14 protein-coding genes are annotated in these 19,859 nt (G+C 64.6%); 9 read left to right on the top strand and 5 right to left on the bottom strand.

Going from position 1 to position 19,859, the window contains the following annotated elements:
- Window positions 1-102 precede the first annotated feature (102 nt).
- Together MTR72_RS27535 and MTR72_RS27530 are read left to right on the top strand one after the other, a co-directional pair.
- Window positions 103-1,431, top strand: a complete 1,329-nt coding sequence (locus tag MTR72_RS27535) for a polyhydroxyalkanoate depolymerase (RefSeq protein ID WP_280967248.1) — start codon at window positions 103-105, stop codon at window positions 1,429-1,431.
- 217 nt (window positions 1,432-1,648) lie between these two features.
- Window positions 1,649-2,488 carry a M48 family metallopeptidase gene (locus MTR72_RS27530; RefSeq protein WP_280967247.1) on the top strand — a complete coding sequence of 280 codons (840 nt, stop codon included), beginning with the start codon at window positions 1,649-1,651 and terminating at the stop codon, window positions 2,486-2,488.
- Between the two features lie 343 nt (window positions 2,489-2,831).
- On the opposite strand, the gene MTR72_RS27525 is transcribed toward MTR72_RS27530, so the two are convergent.
- Window positions 2,832-5,039, bottom strand: coding sequence for a transglycosylase domain-containing protein (locus MTR72_RS27525; RefSeq protein ID WP_280967246.1), 2,208 nt, complete (start codon window positions 5,037-5,039; stop codon window positions 2,832-2,834).
- A 167-nt stretch (window positions 5,040-5,206) separates the two neighbouring features.
- On the opposite strand from MTR72_RS27525, the gene MTR72_RS27520 reads away from it, so the two are divergent.
- On the top strand, window positions 5,207-5,632 hold the full coding sequence (locus MTR72_RS27520) for a DUF1330 domain-containing protein (RefSeq protein ID WP_280967245.1): 426 nt from the start codon (window positions 5,207-5,209) through the stop codon (window positions 5,630-5,632).
- Between the two features lie 308 nt (window positions 5,633-5,940).
- On the opposite strand, the gene MTR72_RS27515 is transcribed toward MTR72_RS27520, so the two are convergent.
- Window positions 5,941-7,167, bottom strand: a complete 1,227-nt coding sequence (locus MTR72_RS27515) for an ABC transporter substrate-binding protein (protein WP_280967244.1) — start codon at window positions 7,165-7,167, stop codon at window positions 5,941-5,943.
- 259 nt (window positions 7,168-7,426) lie between these two features.
- On the bottom strand, window positions 7,427-8,653 hold the full coding sequence (locus MTR72_RS27510; RefSeq protein ID WP_341511575.1) for an ABC transporter substrate-binding protein: 1,227 nt from the start codon (window positions 8,651-8,653) through the stop codon (window positions 7,427-7,429).
- Window positions 8,654-8,907: 254 nt separating this feature from the next.
- Between MTR72_RS27510 and MTR72_RS27505 the strand changes: the two genes are divergently transcribed.
- On the top strand, window positions 8,908-9,438 hold the full coding sequence (locus MTR72_RS27505) for a methylated-DNA--[protein]-cysteine S-methyltransferase (RefSeq protein ID WP_280967242.1): 531 nt from the start codon (window positions 8,908-8,910) through the stop codon (window positions 9,436-9,438).
- A gap of 181 nt (window positions 9,439-9,619) precedes the next feature.
- Here MTR72_RS27505 and MTR72_RS27500 read toward each other — a convergent pair whose 3' ends face one another.
- A complete protein-coding gene (locus MTR72_RS27500) occupies window positions 9,620-12,409 on the bottom strand; it encodes a [protein-PII] uridylyltransferase (protein WP_280967241.1) in 2,790 nt (929 codons plus the stop codon).
- 252 nt (window positions 12,410-12,661) lie between these two features.
- Between MTR72_RS27500 and MTR72_RS27495 the strand changes: the two genes are divergently transcribed.
- On the top strand, window positions 12,662-13,171 hold the full coding sequence (locus MTR72_RS27495; protein WP_280967240.1) for an OsmC family protein: 510 nt from the start codon (window positions 12,662-12,664) through the stop codon (window positions 13,169-13,171).
- Window positions 13,172-13,411: 240 nt separating this feature from the next.
- Window positions 13,412-14,212 carry a hypothetical protein gene (locus MTR72_RS27490; RefSeq protein ID WP_280967239.1) on the top strand — a complete coding sequence of 267 codons (801 nt, stop codon included), beginning with the start codon at window positions 13,412-13,414 and terminating at the stop codon, window positions 14,210-14,212.
- A 48-nt stretch (window positions 14,213-14,260) separates the two neighbouring features.
- Here MTR72_RS27490 and mutS read toward each other — a convergent pair whose 3' ends face one another.
- On the bottom strand, window positions 14,261-16,996 hold the full coding sequence (gene mutS, locus MTR72_RS27485) for a DNA mismatch repair protein MutS (RefSeq protein ID WP_280967238.1): 2,736 nt from the start codon (window positions 16,994-16,996) through the stop codon (window positions 14,261-14,263).
- A gap of 206 nt (window positions 16,997-17,202) precedes the next feature.
- Between mutS and pcaF the strand changes: the two genes are divergently transcribed.
- The 3 genes from pcaF to pcaG all read left to right on the top strand — a co-directional run bounded on the left by pcaF (window position 17,203) and on the right by pcaG (window position 19,849).
- The gene (pcaF, locus tag MTR72_RS27480; RefSeq protein WP_280967237.1) at window positions 17,203-18,411 is read left to right on the top strand and encodes a 3-oxoadipyl-CoA thiolase; all 1,209 of its coding nucleotides are present in this window, start codon (window positions 17,203-17,205) and stop codon (window positions 18,409-18,411) included.
- Between the two features lie 145 nt (window positions 18,412-18,556).
- Window positions 18,557-19,258: a protocatechuate 3,4-dioxygenase subunit beta gene (gene pcaH / locus MTR72_RS27475; protein ID WP_341511574.1), complete on the top strand. Its 702-nt coding sequence runs from the start codon at window positions 18,557-18,559 to the stop codon at window positions 19,256-19,258.
- Entirely contained in the window at window positions 19,259-19,849 is a 591-nt protein-coding gene (pcaG, locus tag MTR72_RS27470) for a protocatechuate 3,4-dioxygenase subunit alpha (RefSeq protein ID WP_280967235.1), read from the top strand.
- The last annotated feature ends 10 nt before the right edge of the window (window positions 19,850-19,859 follow it).

The following is a 19,859-nucleotide window of genomic DNA, read 5'->3' as shown; positions in this document are numbered from 1 at the left end:
TTCTCCCTGTTTTAGCGATCCAGAGCATGTAGATGTACGGAACCGTGCATTGACGCAATATTGCGCATTCGGCAGTATGCTGCGATGCGAGAGGAATTAAATATGCCCATTGGTGAGTTTGGCGGCGCACCGCCCCTGGCGGCCGAAGGCAGTCCGGTCCTGACGACGCCGATGTACTGGATGTACGAGATGGCGCACGCCTCTCTGAATCCGGCACGCGCGGTCACCGACGCCACAAAGATTCTGTTTCAGAATCCCATGAATCCCTGGACGCACACCGATGTCGGCAAGTCGGTGGCCGCGGCCTGCGAGCTGTTCGAGCGCACCACGCGCCGCTACGGCAAGCCGGAATGGGGGCTCGACGACACCGAGGTCAACGGCATCCGCGTCCCCGTCGAGATCCGCTCGGTCTGGGAAAAGCCGTTCTGCAAGCTGCTCTATTTCGATCGCAAGTTCACGCGCCCGCTGCGCAGCCCGCAGCCGCGCGTGCTGATCGTCGCGCCGATGTCCGGCCACTATGCGACGCTGCTGCGCGGCACGGTCGAAGCCTTCCTGCCGGCGCATGAGGTCTACATCACCGATTGGGCCGACGCGCGCATGGTCCCGCTCAGCGAGGGCCGCTTCGATCTCGACGATTACATCGACTACGTCATCGAGATGCTCCACGTGCTCGGCGGCAACACTCATGTGATGGCGGTGTGCCAGCCTTCGGTCCCCGTCGTCGCCGCCGTCTCGATCATGGAAGCGCAGCGCGACCCGTTCGTGCCGTTGTCGATGACGCTGATGGGTGGTCCGATCGACACCCGCCGCAATCCGACCGCGGTGAACAAGCTCGCGGAACAGCGTGGCATCGACTGGTTCCGCAACACCGTCATCACCAAGGTGCCGTTCCCGCATCCGGGCATGATGCGCGACGTCTATCCGGGATTCCTGCAGCTCAACGGCTTCATCAGCATGAATCTCGACCGTCACATGGATGCACATAAGCAGCTCTTCGCCAATCTGGTGAAGGGCGACGGCGACCTCGTCGACAAGCATCGCGACTTCTACGACGAATACCTCGCGGTGATGGATCTCTCCGCCGAGTACTATCTTCAGACGGTCGATACCGTCTTTGTGAAACACGCCTTGCCGAAGGGTGAGATGACCCATCGTGGAACACGGGTCGATCCTTCGAAGATCACCCGCGTGGCGTTGATGACGGTCGAAGGCGAGAATGACGACATCTCAGGTCTCGGCCAGACCGAAGCAACGCATGGATTGTGCAGCTCGATCCCCCATCATCGCCGTGTTCATTACGTCCAGAAGGGCGTCGGACATTACGGCGTGTTCAACGGCTCGCGTTTCAAGTCGGAAATCGTGCCGCGGATTCATGACTTCATGGTCTCGGCCGCGAATCCGAAGGCAGCGCAGGCTCTCGCTGCCGAATAACCGCGTTCTTCGGCTTTCCCGCTGGAAATTGGGCCCTGTCGGAGGCCTCGACAGAGGGTAAGTTCCCGCCAGATTCGCGGTATTTAGGTAGCCTTATAGGAGTGAGTCTCTCCTCAACCCTTGGGGAGGCCGCATGCGTCACGCGAGGGCGAAAAATTGGGGTTCCAACCCCAGTCTGTAGGGTCTCCCGGACGGCCAACCCCTGTATATTGGGCAAATGATTTGTTTTTGCGCCGAGCGCTTTCCCTGGCGGCGGTTATGGCAGAATCCGGGCCAACTCCTGCCCCCCGGACTGACAGACATGGCCACTCGCGCTCTCCTCTATCGGCGGCCCCACGAACCAAAGACCCTCGTCATCACCCACGGATCGCAATTTTTTGCCATCCGATTGCGCCGGCACCGTCGCGCGCGTCGCTACACGCTCAGAATTCATCCGAGTGATCGCGAAGCCATCCTCACCATGCCGCCGCGGGGTACGCTTGCCGACGCCAAAGACTTCGCGCAGCGCCACGGTGCGTGGATCGCGGCCCGTCTTGGCCGCTTGCCGAAGGCGGCACCCTTCCAGGCGGGCACGGTGATACCGCTGCGCGGCGTGCACCACCGCATCGTCCATCGCGCCGGCATCCGCGGCACGGTGTGGACCGAAGTGCGCGATAGCGGCGAGCGCATTCTCTGCGTCGCGGGCGGCGTCGAGCACGTCGACCGCCGCGTCCATGACTTCCTCAAGCGCGAAGCGCGCCGCGATCTGCAGCGCTCGGCTGAAGCCTATGCCGCCGAGCTTGGCGTCAGGGTCAAGCGGCTCTCGATTCGCGATCAATCAAGCCGCTGGGGTTCCTGCACTTCGGCGGGCTCGTTGTCGTTCTCCTGGCGGTTGATCCTCGCGCCGCCCTACGTTCTCGACTATCTCGCCGCCCACGAAGTCGCCCATCTCGTCGAGATGAACCACTCGTCGCGGTTCTGGCGCGTCTGCGACAGGATCTGTCCGTCCGTCGAGCGCGCCAAGAAGTGGCTCGACACCCACGGCAATGATCTGCACCGGTATGGGATCGACGAATAGGGTTCATTAGCCCGGTTGTAAGCCGTCGGCCGTATTTGAAGCCGTCATCGCCCGCGAAAGCGGGCGATCCAGTATGCCGCGGCAGTCGTTGTGAATCCCGATGTCTCTGGAATACGGGATTCCCCGCCTGCGCGGGGAATGACAGTTGCGAATGAGGCGACGTCTGCGCGTTTCGCTCGACGGACCCGCACGCTGCGATGATGGCGCGGCGCCCCTGATTTGATCCGCCGTATCAGTGGTTTGATGGAATTCACCGAGCATCGCGCCGGAACTCACCGGCTACTTTGCATGGGGTTGTTTTCGACGTTTTTGTTGCAGACCGGATCTCGTCGCGCTTGAGGCGCTACCTATTCCCGCCGAACAGCCGGTCCATCAGCCAGCCATCGAGACCTGCCGCCGCTTCCGGCCGCACCGCCGTGCGCGTTGGGGCCGGGCGATAGCCAGCATTGTTGGCGGCTGGAGGCGGAGGTATCGGTGCCGACACTTGCGATGCGGCCTGGGCGAGGTTCGACAGACCCCAGCCGACTTGCGAACTCGGCAAGGCTGCCACCGGCACGCCCTCGTGCGCCGTGCGCATGAAGCGGGACCAGACTTCCACCGGCAAGCCGCCGCCGGTCGCCTTCTTGGTCGGCGAGTTGTCGTCATTGCCGAGCCAGACGCCGGTGACGAGGTTGGCGGTGTAACCGATGAACCAGGCGTCGCGATAGTCCTGGCTCGTGCCGGTCTTGCCGGCCGCCTGCCAGCCGGGGATTTCCGCCTTCTTCGCCGTGCCGGAGATCAGCGTCTCCCGCATCATCGTGTTCATCATCGCCACGTAGCGCGGCTCGATCACCGGGTTGCGCTCCTCGGGCTGGCGCATGTAGAGCAGCTTGCCGTCGACCGTCTTGATCCGCGTCACCACATGCGGCGATACGGCGAAGCCGCCATTGGCGAAGGGCGCATAGGCGCCGACCAGCTCGACCACGGAGACCTCGGAGGTGCCGAGCGCGATCGAGGCGTTCGGCTCCAGCTTCGAGGAGATGCCGAGCCGGTGCGCGGTGCGCACCACGTTCTTCGGCCCGACCTCGAGGCCGAGGCGAATTGCGACCGTGTTCAGCGACATCGCGAGTGCCTGGGTCAGCGTCACCGCGCCGAAATATTCATGGGTGTAGTTCTCGGGCTTCCAGCCCTTGACCTCGATCGGCGCGTCCTGGCGGATGGTGTCGGGCGTCAGGCCCTGCTCGAGCGCGGTCAGATAGACGAATGGCTTGAACGAGGAGCCCGGCTGGCGCTTGGCGGTTACCGCGCGGTTGTACTGGCTCTCGGAATAGTTCCGGCCGCCGACCATGGCACGCACCGCGCCGTCAGGCGTCATTGCCACCAGCGCTCCCTGGCTGACGTTGAACTTCACGCTTTTCGCCGCCAGCTCGTCGATGATGGCGGCTTCCGCCACACTCTGGAGTTTCGGATCGATCGTGGTCTCGACCGTGATGCTCTGGTCGATCTGGCCGACGAGATCGTCCAGCACCTCGCCGATCCAGTCGGCGACGTAGTTGACGGTGCCGGCGCCCGCCGGCTTCACGTTGATCGCAGGGTGGCCGATCGAGGCCTTGGCCTGCGCTTCGGTGATGAATTTGGCATCCGCCATCGCCGCAAGCACGACCTGCGCGCGTTGTTCGGCGCCTTCCGGGTTCCGATTGGGCGCCAGCCGCGAGGGTGATTTGACGAGGCCCGCCAGCATCGCGGCTTCGGCAATGGTGACGTTCTTCGCCGACTTGCCAAAATAGCGTTGCGCCGCGGCTTCGACGCCATAGGCGCCGGAGCCGAAATAGACGCGGTTGAGATAGAGCTCCAGGATCTCGTTCTTGGAATGCTTGCGCTCCAGCCAGATCGCGAGCTCGGCCTCTTGCAGCTTGCGCTGGAAGGTGCGCTCCTGGGTCAGGAACAGATTCTTGGCGAGCTGCTGGCTCAGCGTCGAGCCGCCCTGCGACACGCCGCGATGCAGGATATTGGTCACGGCTGCGCGGACAATGCCGAGCGGGTCGATGCCGAAATGCGAATAGAAGCGGCGGTCCTCGATGGCGATGAACGCTTTTGGCAAATAGGGCGGCAGATCCTTCAGTGCGACATTCGCGCCGGCCATCTCGCCGCGCTGCGCCAGCATGCTGCCATCCATGCCGACGATCTGGATCGTCGGCGGGCGTTTGGGAATTTCCAGCGATTGGATCGGCGGCAGATGGGCGCCGACCCAGATCACGACGCCGATCACGGCGATCACGCCCCACAGGCCGAGCACTGCACCCCAATAGATCAGGCGGCCGATACTGAGGTTTCCGCGCGACTTCGACCGGCGCTTGGCGGCGCTGCGGCTGGCTGGCGCCTTGCGCTCGCGCGGCGGCTCGGCATCGGAATCGTCGCTTCGACGCTTGGCGGATGATTTGGCTGACTTCTTCGGCTTCTCCTCGGCGTTCGGGATGCGGTCGGCTGCCGTCAGGCGCAGATCGGCGAGCGCCGCGGGCAAGCCAAATAGCGGCTCTTTCCGTCCGCCGCCCTTTTTCTTTCCCCACGCCATACGCAAAACGCCCGGTCAGCCCGCCCTGCCGCACGCTAGCTGTCGCTGTTTAAGGCCCGGTTACCCAAAGTTTAACGCGTGATTAGGAGGTGCGGCATTCGTCTGCAGCAGTTTCGAAGGCGAGGCAGCGAGGCTAGGATCGGCGGCACCAAGATGAGGGAACTCGCATGGGCCATATCGATCCGACCAAGGAAATCTTCGCGCAATTCCGGGACAACAACCGCCCGGGTCCGATCCACATGCTCAACCTGGTGCGCTTGCGCAAAGAGGCGGCCTATCCCGATGGCCGCAAGGCGACCGGCGCGGAAGCCTATGCGGCCTATGGTCGCGAGAGCGGGCCGGTGTTCGAACGTCTCGGCGGCCGCATCGTGTGGCAAGGCAAATTCGAGCTGATGCTGATCGGCCCGCAGGAGGAACGCTGGGACCACTGCTTCATCGCCGAATACCCAAGCGTCGCCGCCTTCGTCGAGATGATCCGCGACCCCGTCTATCGCGAAGCGGTGAAGCACCGGCAGGCCGCGGTCGAGGACTCGCGGCTGATCCGACACGCGGTGCTGCCGGTCGGCAAGAATTTTGGCGAGATACCGAAATAAGAGAGAGGAAATAAGAGGGAGGGAGTAGGAGCTGCATCCCGTCTCGATGAGACGTGGTTCTAGCCAAGCATTCCGCTGCGTTCCCTCCCCCCTTGCGGGGGAGGGCGAGAGAGGGGGGTGGCCCCGGGAGAGGTCGGCGTTCCGAACGCAAACTCTTGCAATGACTGAATTAGAAGCGAGGCCGATCACGGCATCACGGATAAGCCGTGCCGTGCGGCGCCCCCTCGCCAACCCTCCCCCGCAAGGGAGGAGGGAGCGAGAGAGCGTACAATGTGGCTCAAGAAGACTAGCTCCAGAGTCCAAGCGACCTAACCCGCCGGGCCCGTATCCTCGAGGATCGGGCCGAACAGCTCCCAGCGCTCGCCGTTGAACTTCATCATCTGAAGCTGCTTGTTGACGCGGTAGTCGGTCGGCGAGGTGTTGGCCTTGATGCCGGGCAACCCGACGTCGCCGGTCACGTCCTTCAGCGAGGCGGCCTGCTTCATGACGTTCTCGCGCGTCAGGTTGTCGCCGCACTGCTGCAGCACGTGGACCAGAAGCTGGGCGGTGCCATAGCCATAGACGTTGAAGTTCGAATCCTTGTCGCCGTCGGGATAGTACTTCGCCATGAAGTCGAAATATTTCTTCATGCCGGCGTCATCCTTCCAGGTCGGATCGAGCGGATCCTTGCCGTAGTTGACGCTGATCACGCCCTTGGCGGCTTCTAACCCCGCCGGCTTCATCACCGCACCGACCGAGGTGGCGTTGATGTCGACGATCTGCACCGGATGCCAGCCCATCTCGGCGATCTTCTTGATCGCCTGCGCCGCCTGCTTCGGCGTCGTGGCACTGAAGAACAGGTCTGCACCTGCATCCTTGATCTTGAGGATCTGCGAGTCGACGGTCGGATCCGAGACCTCGTAGGACGCTTCCGCCACGATCATCTTGGCGGCCTTGTCACCGAGGCCCGCCTTGATGCCGTTCAGATAGTCCTTGCCGAGATCGTCGTTCTGATAGAGCACGCCGATCTTGGCGTTCGGGTGCTCCTTCAGGATGTACTGGCCGTAGATGCGCCCCTCGACGAAGTAGTTCGGATTGTAGCCCATGGTCCAGGGAAAGTTCTTCGGATCGGTGAACTTCGAGGCGCCGGTCGCCGCAAAGAGCTGCGGCACTTTCTTAGCATTGAGGTATTTTTGCACGGCAGCGTTGGAAGGCGTGCCGACGATCTGGAAGGTCAGCAGCACCTCGTCGCTCTCGACCAGCTTGCGCACCTGCTCCACGGCTTTCGGCGGCGAATAGGCGTCGTCATATTGGATCAGGTTGATCTTGCGTCCGTTCACGCCGCCCTGATCGTTGATCATCTTGAAATAGGCGGCCTGGGCCTTGCCGATCGTGGCATAGGCCGACGCCGGACCTGAGAACGGCACGGTCTGCCCGACCTTGATCTCGGTGTCGCTGGCACCCGGATCGTATTTCTTCTGGGCGCTGGCCGCTGAGACCGACAGCGCCAAAGCCAGTGCCGTCCCGGCGACCAGGTGCAGAACTCCATTCCTCATTCGCAATTTCCTCGAATTGTTATTGCCGATGGTCTGTCCGATGCGCTGTTGCGCGCTGGACGCCATCGCTGCACGGAAGTGTGGCGGAGCCGTTGTTGCTGCGCAAGGTCGGCGCATCCGCGCAGTTCGTAGGGTGGGTTAGCGAAGCGTAACCGACCACTTCTTGCGCCACGCGGAAAGGAAAGAGGTGGGTTACGCCTAGCGGACTGCGCTTCGCGCAGCCGCAGGGCTAACCCACCCTACAAATTCGGCCGTGGGGCTAACCCGACGGACCGGAGTCCTCGATGATCGGGCCGAACAGCTCCCAGCGCTCGCCATTGAACTTCATCATCTGCATCTGCTTGTTGACGCGATAGTCGTTCGGCCCGGTGTTGACCTTGATGCCGGGCAGCGCGAAGCTCGGGGTGAAGTCCTTGATGTTGGCGACCTGCTTCATGACGTTCTCCCGCGTCAGGTCGTCGCCGCATTGCTTCAGCACCTGCACCAGTAGCTCGGCCACGGAATAGGCATAGGTGTTGACCGTGTTGAGCTTGTCGCCTTCGGGGAAATATTTGTCCATGAAGGCGAAGAACGCCTTCACGCCCGGATCGTCCTTCCACTGCGGATCGCTCGGCTCCTTGCCGTACTGCGTCGAGATGATCCCCTTGGAGATGTCGAGGCCCGCAGGTTTCAGCGTCGCCGAAATCGGGCTCGCATTGATATCGAGAATGTGCACCGGCGTCCAGCCGAGGTCGGCAAGCTTCTTGATCGCCTGTGCCGCGAACTTCGGCGTCGAGGCGTCATAGAACAGGTCGACGCCCATCGACTTCAGCTTGACCACCTGCGAGTCGACGGTGGGGTCGGTGACCTCGTAGGACACCTCGCCGACGATCATGCTGGCGGCCTTGTCGCCGAGGCCGCTCTTGAGCCCTGCGAGATAGTCGCGCCCCATGTCGTCGTTCTGGTAGAGCACGCCGATCTTGGCGTTGGGGTGATTGGCGAGGATGTATTTTGCGTAGATGCGCCCCTCGGACACGTAGTTGGGATTGTAGGCGATGGTCCAGGGATAGTTCTTCGGATCGTTGAAGCGCGCAGCGCCGGTCGAGGCCAGGAGCTGCGGCACCTTCTTGCCGTTGAGATATTTTTGCACGGCTGCGTTGGCGGCGGTGCCGATGAGCTGGAACGTGAACAGGACCTCGTCGCCCTCGACGAGCTTGCGCACCTGCTCGACGGTCTTCGGCGGCGAATAGGCGTCGTCATACTGGATCAGATTGATCTTGCGGCCATTGATGCCGCCCTGATCATTAATCATCTTGAAGTACGCGGCCTGGGTCTTGCCGATATTGGCGTAGACCGAGTAGGCGCCGGAGAACGGCACGGTCTGGCCGATCTTGATCTCGGTGTCGCTGGCACCGGTGTCATACTTCTTCTGTGCGAGTGCTTGGCTGGCGGAGAATGCGAAAGCGAGCACCGCCGCGGCAGCTATGTAGGCCCTGCGATTGTTCATGTTGGGATGTTCCTCCTGACGGAATTTTCTGCCGACGGTCTTTTCCCGTTGATTGCAACGGTCGCCATCGCTGCCGAAGATTGTGGAGGAAGGCGAGGTACCGCGCAAGGATCGTGGCCCCGCGCCGTAGCGTCTTTGGGCGAGGAACAAATGCAACCAGGGCGGTCGCTCCCCACTCAAGCGTCAGCTTTCGGGTGGACGCTAGCATGCCCGGTGTGGCACGTGCGATACGTGTTCCCTGTAAGGGTGTCGCAATGACCGGTCGATCGACACATCCGCCCGAGAGTTTTGGCCTCGATCGCCTGCAGACGCCGATCGGGATCGCGCTGCTCGTCACTGATGCCGAAGGCGTGCTGCGCGCGCTCGACTGGGAGGACTACGAGCACCGCATGCGCGAGCTCCTGCGCCTGCATTACGGCGCGGTGGATCTGCGCAAAGAGTCGGCACCGGCCGGCATGAAGGCTGCGCTGTCCGGCTATTTCGACGGCGATCTTGCGCAGCTCGCGACAGTCACTTGGCGGGTCGCCGGCACGCCGTTCCAGCGCAAGGTCTGGACGGCGCTCGCGAAGATCCCGGTGGGCACGACGCTCAGCTACGGCGCGCTTGCGTTGAGGCTTCATATGCCGAGGGCCGTCCGCGCCGTCGGCCACGCCAACGGCTCCAACCCGATCAGCGTGGTGCTGCCCTGTCACCGTCTGATCGGCGCCGACGGCTCGCTGGTGAAGTACGGCGGCGGCCTCGAACGCAAGCGCTGGCTGCTGCGGCACGAGGGCGTGGAGGTGTAGCGGTCAGGCGCGTCAACATCTCCTTCGTCATTCCGAGGCGCGCGGAGCGCGAGCCCGGAATCCATTCAACCGCACAACCGGTGGCACAATGGATTCCGGGCTCGCCGCTACGCGGCGCCCCCATTGCGCTATTGCGCAATGTGGAATGACGAGTGGAGGGAATTGTGCGCGATGTCCGCCCTCACGCCGCCGGCTGAACCGCCTTGTCGCCGGCCATCACATGGATCAGCGCGCTCTTGATCGCGGCCTGGCGCGTCGGGGCGTTGATCTGTGCGCCGAGGAGGTCGGTGACGTAGAACACGTCGCGCGCGCGCTCGCCGAAGGTCGCGACATGGGCCGAGGCGATGTTGAGGTTGAGCTTCGAGATCGCGGTGGTCAGCTCGTAGAGCAGGCCGGGTCGGTCGAGGCCGGACACCTCGATGACGGTGTAGCGGTCGGACCACTGGTTGTTGATGATGACTTCCGGCTCGATCACGAAGGGGCGCGCCTTGCTGCGCACGGTGCGCCGTGCCACCACCTCCGGCAGGCGTAGCTTGCCTTCCAGCACGTCCTCGATCATCTCGCCGATCCGCGTGGCTCGGCGGCCCTCGTCCTCGTCGCGGTCGTATTCCCGCGAGATCGAGATGGTGTCGAGCGCGCGGCCGTCGGTCGTGGTGTAGATCTGGGCGTCGACGATGTTGGCGCCGGCTGAGGCGCAGGCGCCCGCGATGATCGACAACAGCCAGGGATGGTCGGCGGCGAAGATCGTCAGCTCGGTGACGCCGCGCACCTCATCGAAGCCGACATTGATCGCGAGCTTGTGGCCGGCCTGTTCGCTCGACCGCACGAAACGGGCGTGACGGATTTTTCGCGGCAGCTCGACCTTGAGCCAATAGGCCGGATAGTGCCGGCCGATGTAAGCGTCGAGCTCGTCCTTCGGCCATTCGGCGAAGGCCATGCGGAATTCGGCGTGCGCCGCCGCGAGACGCTTGCCGCGGTCCACTTCCGAGAAGCCGCCGGTCAGCACCGGCTCGGTCTCATAATAAAGCGAGCGCAGAAGCTGTGCCTTCCAGCCGTTCCACACCCCCGGACCGACGCCGCGGATGTCGGCCGTGGTCAGGATCGTAAGCAGCTTCATCTGCTCGACCGACTGCACCACCGCGGCGAAATTCTCGATCGTCTTGCGGTCGGAGAGGTCGCGCGACTGTGCGACCGTGGACATGGTCAGATGCTCCTCGATCAGCCAGGCCACGAGCTCCGTGTCGGCCGGGCTGAAGCCGAGCCGCGGGCAGAGCCGGCGGGCCACCTTGGCGCCGGCAATCGAGTGATCCTCGAGCCGGCCCTTGGCGACATCATGCAGGAGCGTCGCGATGTAGATCACAGGCCGGTGCTCGGGCCGGGTCTTGCGCATGAGGTCGCTGGCGAGCGTGAACTCCTCGATGCCGCCGCGTTCGATATCCTGGAGAAAGCCGATGCAGCGGATCAAGTGCTCGTCGACGGTGTAGTGATGATACATGTTGAACTGCATCATCGAGACGATCTTGCCGAAGGCGCGGATGAAATGGCCGAGCACGCCGGTCTCGTTCATCCGTCGCAGCACGATCTCCGCGTTGTCGGACGTCAGGATCTCCATGAAGAGGCGGTTGGCCTCGGGATTTTCCCGCAAGGTCCCGTTGATCAGGCTGAGCGAGCGCGTCACGTCCCGCATCGCATCGGGGTGGAAGGCGAGGTTGTTCTTCTGCGCCAGGCGGAAGATGCGGATCAGGTTGACCGGATCGTGCTTGAAGACGTCGGGCGCGGCGACGTTGATGCGGTTGTTGTCGACGATGAAGTCGTCGCTTTCGGGCACCCGCCGCTTCACCGCGCTGGGCCGCAGCCGCGCCATCATCCGGCTCAAGACCGGCGCGGGCTTGGCCTGCTGGTCCTCGAGCTTGGCGCAAAGGATGGCGGTGAGGTTGCCGACCTCCTTGGCCACCAGGAAGTAGTGCTTCATGAAGCGCTCGACGTCCTGCATGCCGGGATGCGAGGTGTAGCCGAGGCGGACCGCAATCTCGCGCTGGAGGTCGAAGGAGAGGCGCTCTTCGGCGCGGCCGCAGTAGAAGTGCAGATTGCAGCGCACCGACCAGAGGAAATCGGCGCAGCGGCGGAACGTGCGGTATTCCTGCGCGTCGAACACGCCGCGTTCGACCAGCTCGTTGGTGTCGCGGACGCGGTAGACGTATTTTGCGATCCAGAACAGCGTGTGCAGGTCGCGCAGGCCGCCCTTGCCGTCCTTGACGTTGGGCTCGACCAGATAGCGCGACTGGCCGCCGCGGCGGTGCCGCTCCTCGCGCTCGGCGAGTTTCGCGGTGACGAATTCGGACGCGGTGCCCTGCACCACTTCCTTGTCGAAACGGGCGACCAGCTCCTCATAGAGCGGCTTGTCGCCGGTGAGGAAGCGCGTCTCCAGGATCGCGGTGCGGATGGTCATGTCGCCGCGCGCCTGGCGGATCGACTCGTCGACCGAGCGCGTGGCGTGGCCGACCTTCAGCCCCATGTCCCACAGGCAATAGAGGATGGCTTCCGCCACCTGCTCGCCCCAGGCGGTTTGCTTGTAGGGCAGGATGAACAAAAGATCGATGTCGGATTCCGGTGCCATCAGGCCGCGGCCATAGCCGCCGGTCGCGACCACCGACATGCGCTCGGCTCCACTCGGGATCGGCGAGCGGTAGAGATGCTGGGTCGCGGCCGCGTACAGGATGCGGATGATCTCGTCCTGCACGTGGCACAGCCGTTCGGCGCAGCGCCGGCCGTGACGGTCTTTCAGCAGGATCTGCTGCGCCTCGGCGCGGGCCGCGATCAGCTCGGCCTTGAGAAGCTGCGCCAGCGCGGAGCGGAACGCGTCCTCGCGCCCTTCATGCTTTTCAGCGAGCGCATCGACCGCGGCGGTGATCCGTGCGGTGTCGAAGCGGTCATCCACCTCTGCCTTGTGCTGGGTCGCAACGCTGTCCATGCCTCACCGGATATAAGAGGTGACAGGCGCTGTCACGAGACATTCGCGGCATGAGCGGCAGACGAGCCCGGCCAGCCCGTGGAATGGCCGCGGATCTGGTCTCGGTCCTTAGTATAACATCATGAATAGACTAGGTTTTTTTATTGTTGTGACCTGGCCGCTCATGGCAGCTTCCATCAATCGTGGGCTGACACGAGATCCATCGCCTTCTATACCGCTTCTCAGCTAATGACCCGCCGGAGGAGATCAGGAATGGACGCTGCGGAACTGCGCCAGATGCAGGCTCCGATCAAGGAGCGCTATAAGACCGATCCCAAAGCCGCGATGATCACCTTGAAGGCGAAGGGCTCGACCGACAGCGAGGGCATCGCCTGCAAGGTCGAGACCGGCCGCGCGCTTGCCGTTGCGGGCCTCCATCCGGCCACCGGCGGCTCCGGCCTCGAGCTCTGCTCTGGCGACATGCTGCTGGAGGCGCTGGTCGCCTGTGCCGGCGTCACGCTGAAGTCGGTTGCAACCGCGATCGAGGTGCCGCTCAGAAGCGGCAACGTCTATGCCGAGGGCGATCTCGATTTCCGCGGCACGCTCGGTGTCGACAAGGAGACGCCGGTCGGCTTCGCCGAGATCCGCCTGCGCTTCGAGGTCGACACATCAGCGCCGCAGGACAAGCTCGATCTCCTGCTCAAGCTCACCGAACGCTACTGCGTGGTCTATCAGACCATCAAGAACGGCCCGAAGATTTCGGTGTCGATGCAGCGGATGTGAAGCGCAATGCCCAACAATCGGTGTCGTTCCCGCCTAGTGCGCAATTGCGCACGGGGGGCGGGAATCCATAACCCCAGGCCGTTGTGTTTTCGGACGGTCGTTGCCCCAGCCTTCTAAAACGACCACGGCCTGTGGTTATGGATTCCGGGCTCGCGCTTCGCGCGCCTAGGAATGACGGACAAAGTGCTTCGCCTTCCATCCGGATCAGCGCTTCGCTTGTCCGGGACCACAAACAAGAAAATGCCCCCCGAGCTCCACTTCATCCTCCTTCTCCTCCTCCGCATGGCGATCGCTGCGGCGTTCGTCGTGTCGGCGTCTGTTATCACCGAGCGTTCGGGGCCGGTGATCGGAGCGCTGGTCGCGACCCTGCCGATCTCGGCCGGTCCCTCCTACGTCTTCCTTGCACTCGACCATGACGCCGCCTTCATTGCGCAGGGCGCGCTGGCGAGCCTGCCGGTCAACGCGGCGACGATCGTTCTCGGGCTCACTTACGTCGTGCTGGCACAGCGGCAGAATCTCGCGGTGAGTTGTGGCACGGCGGTCGGTGTCTGGATCGTGCTTGCGTCCATCATCCGTCTGTTCGACTGGACGCTGACTGCCGGGCTTGCCGTTAACCTCATCGCGTTCGGCATCTGCATTCCGCTGCTGGCGCGCTACCGCCATGTGAAGATGCCGCTAGTCACGCGCCGCTGGTACGACATTCCGTTCCGCGCCTCGCTGGTTGCAACACTGGTCGCGATCGTGGTCTCGACGTCGGGCTGGGTCGGCCCGCGGGTCTCCGGCGTCATCGCGCTGTACCCGATCGTCTTCACCAGCATGATGGTGATCCTGCATCCGCGCATCGGCGGCCCGCCGACCGCGGCCGTGCTCGCCAACTCCGCGTGGGGCCTGCTCGGATTCGGCATGGCGATCGCCGTGCTTCACCTCGGCGCGCTCAACTTCGGCTCCACCGTCGGACTGAGCCTCGCGCTCGCGACCTGCATCACCTGGAATTTGACGCTGTGGTGGAACGGGCGGCGGAAGCGGCTGGCGCCGGCATAGGATTCGTAGGGTGGGTTACGCCTTCGGCTAACCCACCCTACCGCATCGTCACTGCTTCGGCAGCTTGGCCTTCAACGCATACAGCGCGTCCAGCGCCTCGCGCGGGGACATCTCGTCCGGGTGCAGCGCCTTCACCGCGTCCATCAGCAGTTCGGCTTCGCTTGGCGGCGCCGCCTCGGCGGCGGCGCGCGAGGGCACCGCGAACAGCGGCAGATCGTCGACCAGCGCGCGTGCGGTCTGGCCGCGGTCCTGGGCCTCGAGCTTGGCCAGCACGGATTTTGCGCGCGTGATTACCGCGGGCGGGAGTCCCGCAAGCTTCGCCACTTGGATGCCATAGGAACGGTCGGCCGAACCAGGTAGCACCTCGTGCAGGAACACGACGTGGCCCTGCCACTCCTTCACCCGCACCGTGGCGTTGAACATGCGCGGCAGCTTTGCCGAGAGCGCGGTCAGCTCATGGTAATGCGTGGCGAATAGCGTGCGGCAGCGGTTACCTTCGTGCAGATGCTCGATCGCGGCCCAGGCGATCGAGAGACCGTCGAAGGTCGCCGTCCCGCGCCCGATCTCGTCGAGGATGACGAGCGAGCGCTCGCCGGCCTGGTTCAGGATCGCCGCGGTCTCGACCATCTCGACCATGAAGGTCGAGCGGCCGCGGGCGAGATCGTCGGCAGCGCCGACGCGCGAGAACAGCCGGTCGATGATGCCGATCCGCGCCCGCGAGGCCGGCACGAAGCTGCCGATCTGGGCGAGCAGGGCGATCAGCGCGTTCTGGCGCAGGAAGGTCGATTTACCGGCCATGTTGGGGCCGGTGAGCAGCCAGAGCTGGCCGGACTTTTGTCCCGGCGCCGGCGACAGGTCGCACGCATTGGCGATGAACGGCTCGCCGTTGCGCTTGAGCGCCTGCTCGACCACGGGATGGCGGCCGGCCTCGATGGCAAAGCCAAGGGAGCCGTCGACCTCGGGCCGCACGTAATTCTCGTCGACAGCGAGTTTTGCCAGCGACGTTGCGACATCGAGCAGCGCGAAGGCGTGCGCGGCGGCGCGCAAATCGTCGCTGATCGCCAGCGCCTTGGCACAGAGCCGCTCGAAGATCTCGAGCTCAAGCCCGAGCGCGCGGTCACCGGCATTGGCGATCTTGGCCTCGATCTCGCCCAGCTCGGATGTGGTGAAGCGCACCTGGCCCGCCAGCGTCTGGCGGTGGATGAAGGTCGCGTTCAGCGGCGCCGACATCAGCTTGTCGCCGTGCTGCGCGGTGACTTCGACGAAATAGCCGAGCACGTTGTTGTGCCGGATTTTCAGACCTTTCACGCCGGTGTCGTCGGCGTAGCGCGCCTGCATCGAGGCCACCACCAGGCGCGAGGCGTCGCGTAGATTGCGGGCTTCGTCGAGCGCGGGCTCGTAACCCTCGCGCACGAAGCCGCCGTCGCGCTTGATCAGCGGGAGCTGCTCGGCGAGCCCTGCGGCAAACTCTGTCGCAAGCTCGCGCGAGGGTCGCTGCAAGGCCGCCATGACGGCGGCGATCTCCTGCGGCGGCTGATCGAGCTCAGAGAGCCGCGCCAGCACCTGATCGGCGGCCACAATGCCGTCGCGGATTCCTGCGAGGTCGCGCGGGCCGCCGCGGCCGACCGACAGCCGCGCCAGGGCGCGCGACATGTCGGGCGCGCCGCGCAGGATGCTGCGGATGTCCTCGCGCGCGGCCGAATCGGCAACGAAGGCGCTGACCGCATCGAGCCGTCTTGCGATGCCTGCTGCATCCGTCAGCGGCGCTGCGAGGCGCTGCGCGAGCAGGCGCGAACCGGCGGAGGTCACCGTGCAGTCGATCGCGTCGAGCAGCGAGCCGCGGCGCTCGCCCGCCAGCGTGCGCGTCAGTTCGAGATTGGCGCGGGTCGCGGGATCGATCGCCATGGTCGCGCCCGATGCCTCGCGCGCCGGCGGTGACAGCGGCGGATGTTTGCCGACCTGGGTGCGGTCGACATAGGTCACCGCGGCCGCCGCGGCCGTCGCCTCGAGGCGCGTGAGCTGCGCAAGGCCGTCCATGGTCGCGACGGCGAAATAGTCGCACAGGCGCTTCTCGGCGGTGGCGCCGTCGAAGACGTCGCGGGTCAGCGGCGTCACCGCCGGCAGCTCGCGCAAGGTCGGCCCGAGCTCGTTGTCACTATACAGCGCGTCGGTGACGATCGCCTCGTTCGGATTGATGCGCGCCAGCGTCGCGGCAAGCTCGCCGCCTCCACACTCCGTCACCATGAATTCGGCGGTCGAGATGTCGATCCAGGCCAGTCCAAACCGGTCCCCGCCCGCGGAGGACCGGGCGCGCGCGATCGCCAGCAGATAGTTGTTGGCGCGCGCATCGAGCAGCGTGTCCTCGGTCAGCGTGCCCGGCGTGACCAGCCGCACCACGCCGCGACGGACCACGCTCTTGTTGCCGCGCGCCTTGGCGGCGGCGGGATCCTCGGTCTGCTCGCACACCGCGACGCGATGGCCGGCGGTGATCAGGCGATGCAGATAATCCTCGGAGCGCTCGACCGGCACGCCGCACATCGGGATGTCAGCGCCCTGATGCTTGCCGCGCTTGGTCAGCACGATGCCGAGCGCCTTGGAGGCGATCTCGGCGTCCTCGAAGAACAATTCGTAGAAATCGCCCATCCGGTAGAACAGCAGCAGGCCCGGATGCGCCGCCTTGATCTCCAGATACTGCTCCATCATCGGCGTGACGCGCGCGGCCATCTCCGCTTGCGGCGCGGCGGGTTCAAGGGCGGGTGCGGGAATAGGCTGTTGCACTGTCATAGGCGGCGCAACTTACAAAATTTCGTCCCAACGGTCCTATCGCTTTGGCCGGAAGAAGCGGGTTTTCCACGTTGTCCGCATAGCGGCATGCGCTAGCGCCTCGGAACACGCGCGAAACCGTCAATTGACCTGCCGCGGGCGCCCTCCTAAAACTCCGCCGTCATTGAAGAAATCCGGCCGAACCGCGGCATTCAGGGAGAACAACGATGCGTGATGTGTTTATCTGCGATGCCGTGCGGACCCCGATCGGCCGCTTCGGCGGGTCGCTCGCCAAGGTGCGCGCCGACGATCTCGCCGCAGCCCCGATCAAGGCGCTGATGGCCAAGCATCCCAACCTCGACTGGGCGCAGGTCGACGAAGTCTTCTTCGGCTGCGCCAACCAGGCCGGCGAGGACAACCGCAACGTTGCGCGCATGGCGCTCTTGCTCGCGGGTCTTCCGGATTCGGTTCCCGGCCAGACCCTGAACCGGCTCTGCGCCTCCGGCCTCGATGCGGTCGGCGCCGCGGGCCGCGCCATTCGTTCGGGCGAGGTCGAGCTTGCGATCGCCGGCGGTGTGGAATCCATGACGCGCGCGCCCTTCGTGATGGGCAAGGCGCAGGAAGCCTTCTCGCGCTCCGCCGAGATTTTCGACACGACCATCGGCTGGCGCTTCATCAATCCGCTGCTAAAGGCGCAGTATGGCGTCGATGCCATGCCGGAGACCGGCGAGAACGTCGCGGAGGAGTTCCAGGTATCGCGCGCCGACCAGGATGCCTTCGCCATCCGCTCGCAGCAGCGCGCCGGTGCTGCGATCGCGGCCGGCTATTTCGCCGAGGAAATCACACCGATCACCATTCCCGGCGGCAAGGCCGGTCCGATCACCGTCGACAAGGACGAGCATCCGCGTCCCGAAACCACGCTCGAGGGTCTCGCCAAGCTGAAGCCGATCGTGCGCAATCCCGGCACGGTGACGGCCGGCAACGCCTCCGGCGTCAATGACGGCGCCGCCGCGATGATCCTGGCCTCCGAAGCCGCGGTGAAGAAGCATGGTCTCACGCCGCGCGCCCGCATCCTCGGCCTTGCTTCGGCCGGTGTGCCGCCGCGCATCATGGGCATCGGCCCCGTGCCGGCGACCCGCAAGCTGATGGAACGGCTCGGCAAGAAGATCAGCGACTTTGACCTGATCGAGCTCAACGAAGCCTTCGCCTCGCAGGGCATCGCCTGCCTGCGCCAACTCGGCGTCAAGGACGATGCCGACTTCGTCAATCCGCATGGCGGCGCGATCGCGCTCGGTCATCCCCTCGGCATGAGCGGCGCGCGCCTTGCGCTTACCGCCGTGCACGGCATGGAAAAGCGCGGCGGCAAGCTCGCGCTCGCCACCATGTGCGTCGGCGTCGGCCAGGGCGTCGCGGTTGCGATCGAGAAATTGAATTGAGACTGCTTGCTCCCCCTCTCCCCGTTCTTACGGAGAGAGGGGGGAAGGGGGACTTTCAAACCGCTTCCCCCGATTAGTTATATACTATAATGATCGGCGGAAGCGTTGACCGGCTGGACCAAAATGGCCGGGGAGGAGTTCGCCCATGACATTCATTTATCCCGTCGACAGCAACAAGGCGCATCCGCTGCCGCTGTCGCCCGAGTACAAGAGCTCGATCAAGCGCGCGCCGAACAAGCCCTTGATCCCGATGCGCCACACGCTGTCGGAGCTCACCGGCCCGGTCTACGGCCACGAGACCGTGCGCGAGGGCGACAACGATCTCACCCGCCAGCACGCGGGCGAGCCGCTCGGCGAGCGCATCATCGTGCACGGCCATGTCCTCGACGAGGACGGCCGCGGCGTGCCGAACTCGCTGGTCGAGATCTGGCAGGCCAATGCCTGCGGGCGCTACGTCCATGTCCGCGACCAGCATCCCGCGCCGCTCGATCCGAACTTCACCGGCGCCGGCCGTACCCAGAGCGATGCCTCCGGCTACTACCGCTTCGTCACCATCAAGCCCGGCCCCTACCCCTGGGGCAATCACCACAATGCCTGGCGGCCGGCGCACATCCATCTCTCGGTGTTCGGCCACTCCTTCGTCACGCGGCTGGTGACGCAGATGTACTTTCCGGGCGATCCGCTGTTCCCGTTCGATCCGATTTTCAATTCGGTGCCGGACGAGAAGGCGCGTGCGCGGATGATCTCGTCCTTCGATCTCGAGGACACCCAGCCTGAATGGGCGCTGTGCTACCGCTTCAATATCGTGCTGCGCGGCAAGAACGCCACGCCAATGGAGAACACTTAAGTGCAGGACAACGGTATCACGCCATCGCAGACGGTCGGACCGTTCTTCAAATACGGCCTGACGCCGAACGGCGAATACGCCTGGAACGACGCGTTCACCAACTCGACGCTGACGCCCGACGTCTCCGGCGACCGCATCCGCATCGAGGGCCGTGTGTTCGACGGCGACGGTGTCGCCGTGCCCGACTGCATGCTGGAGATCTGGCAGGCCGATGGGCAGGGCCGCTTTGCCGACCCGCAGGACAAGCGCGCGCTGCCGAATGCCAGCTTCCGGGGCTTTGCCCGCTGCGGCACCGACAAGGACGGCAATTATTCCTTCGAGACCATCAAGCCGGGCGTGGTGCCGGATCCCGACGGCAAGCCGCAGGCGCCGCACATCCTGGTTGCGGTGTTCGGCCGCGGCATGCTGCGGCATCTCTACACCCGCATCTATTTCAGCGACGAGGCCGGCAATGCCGGCGATCCCGTGCTGGCGCTGGTTCCCGCCGATCGTCGGGCAACGCTGACCGCGGAGCGCGAGGCCGGCAAGCCGGTCTACCGCCTCGACCTGCGTCTGCAGGGCGACAACGAGACGGTGTTCTTCGACGTGTAAAACCGGGGAC

This window comes from Bradyrhizobium sp. ISRA442 (assembly GCF_038085055.1).
Classification (GTDB): Bacteria; Pseudomonadota; Alphaproteobacteria; order Rhizobiales; family Xanthobacteraceae; genus Bradyrhizobium.
This window is presented reverse-complemented; position numbering and strand designations above follow the sequence as displayed.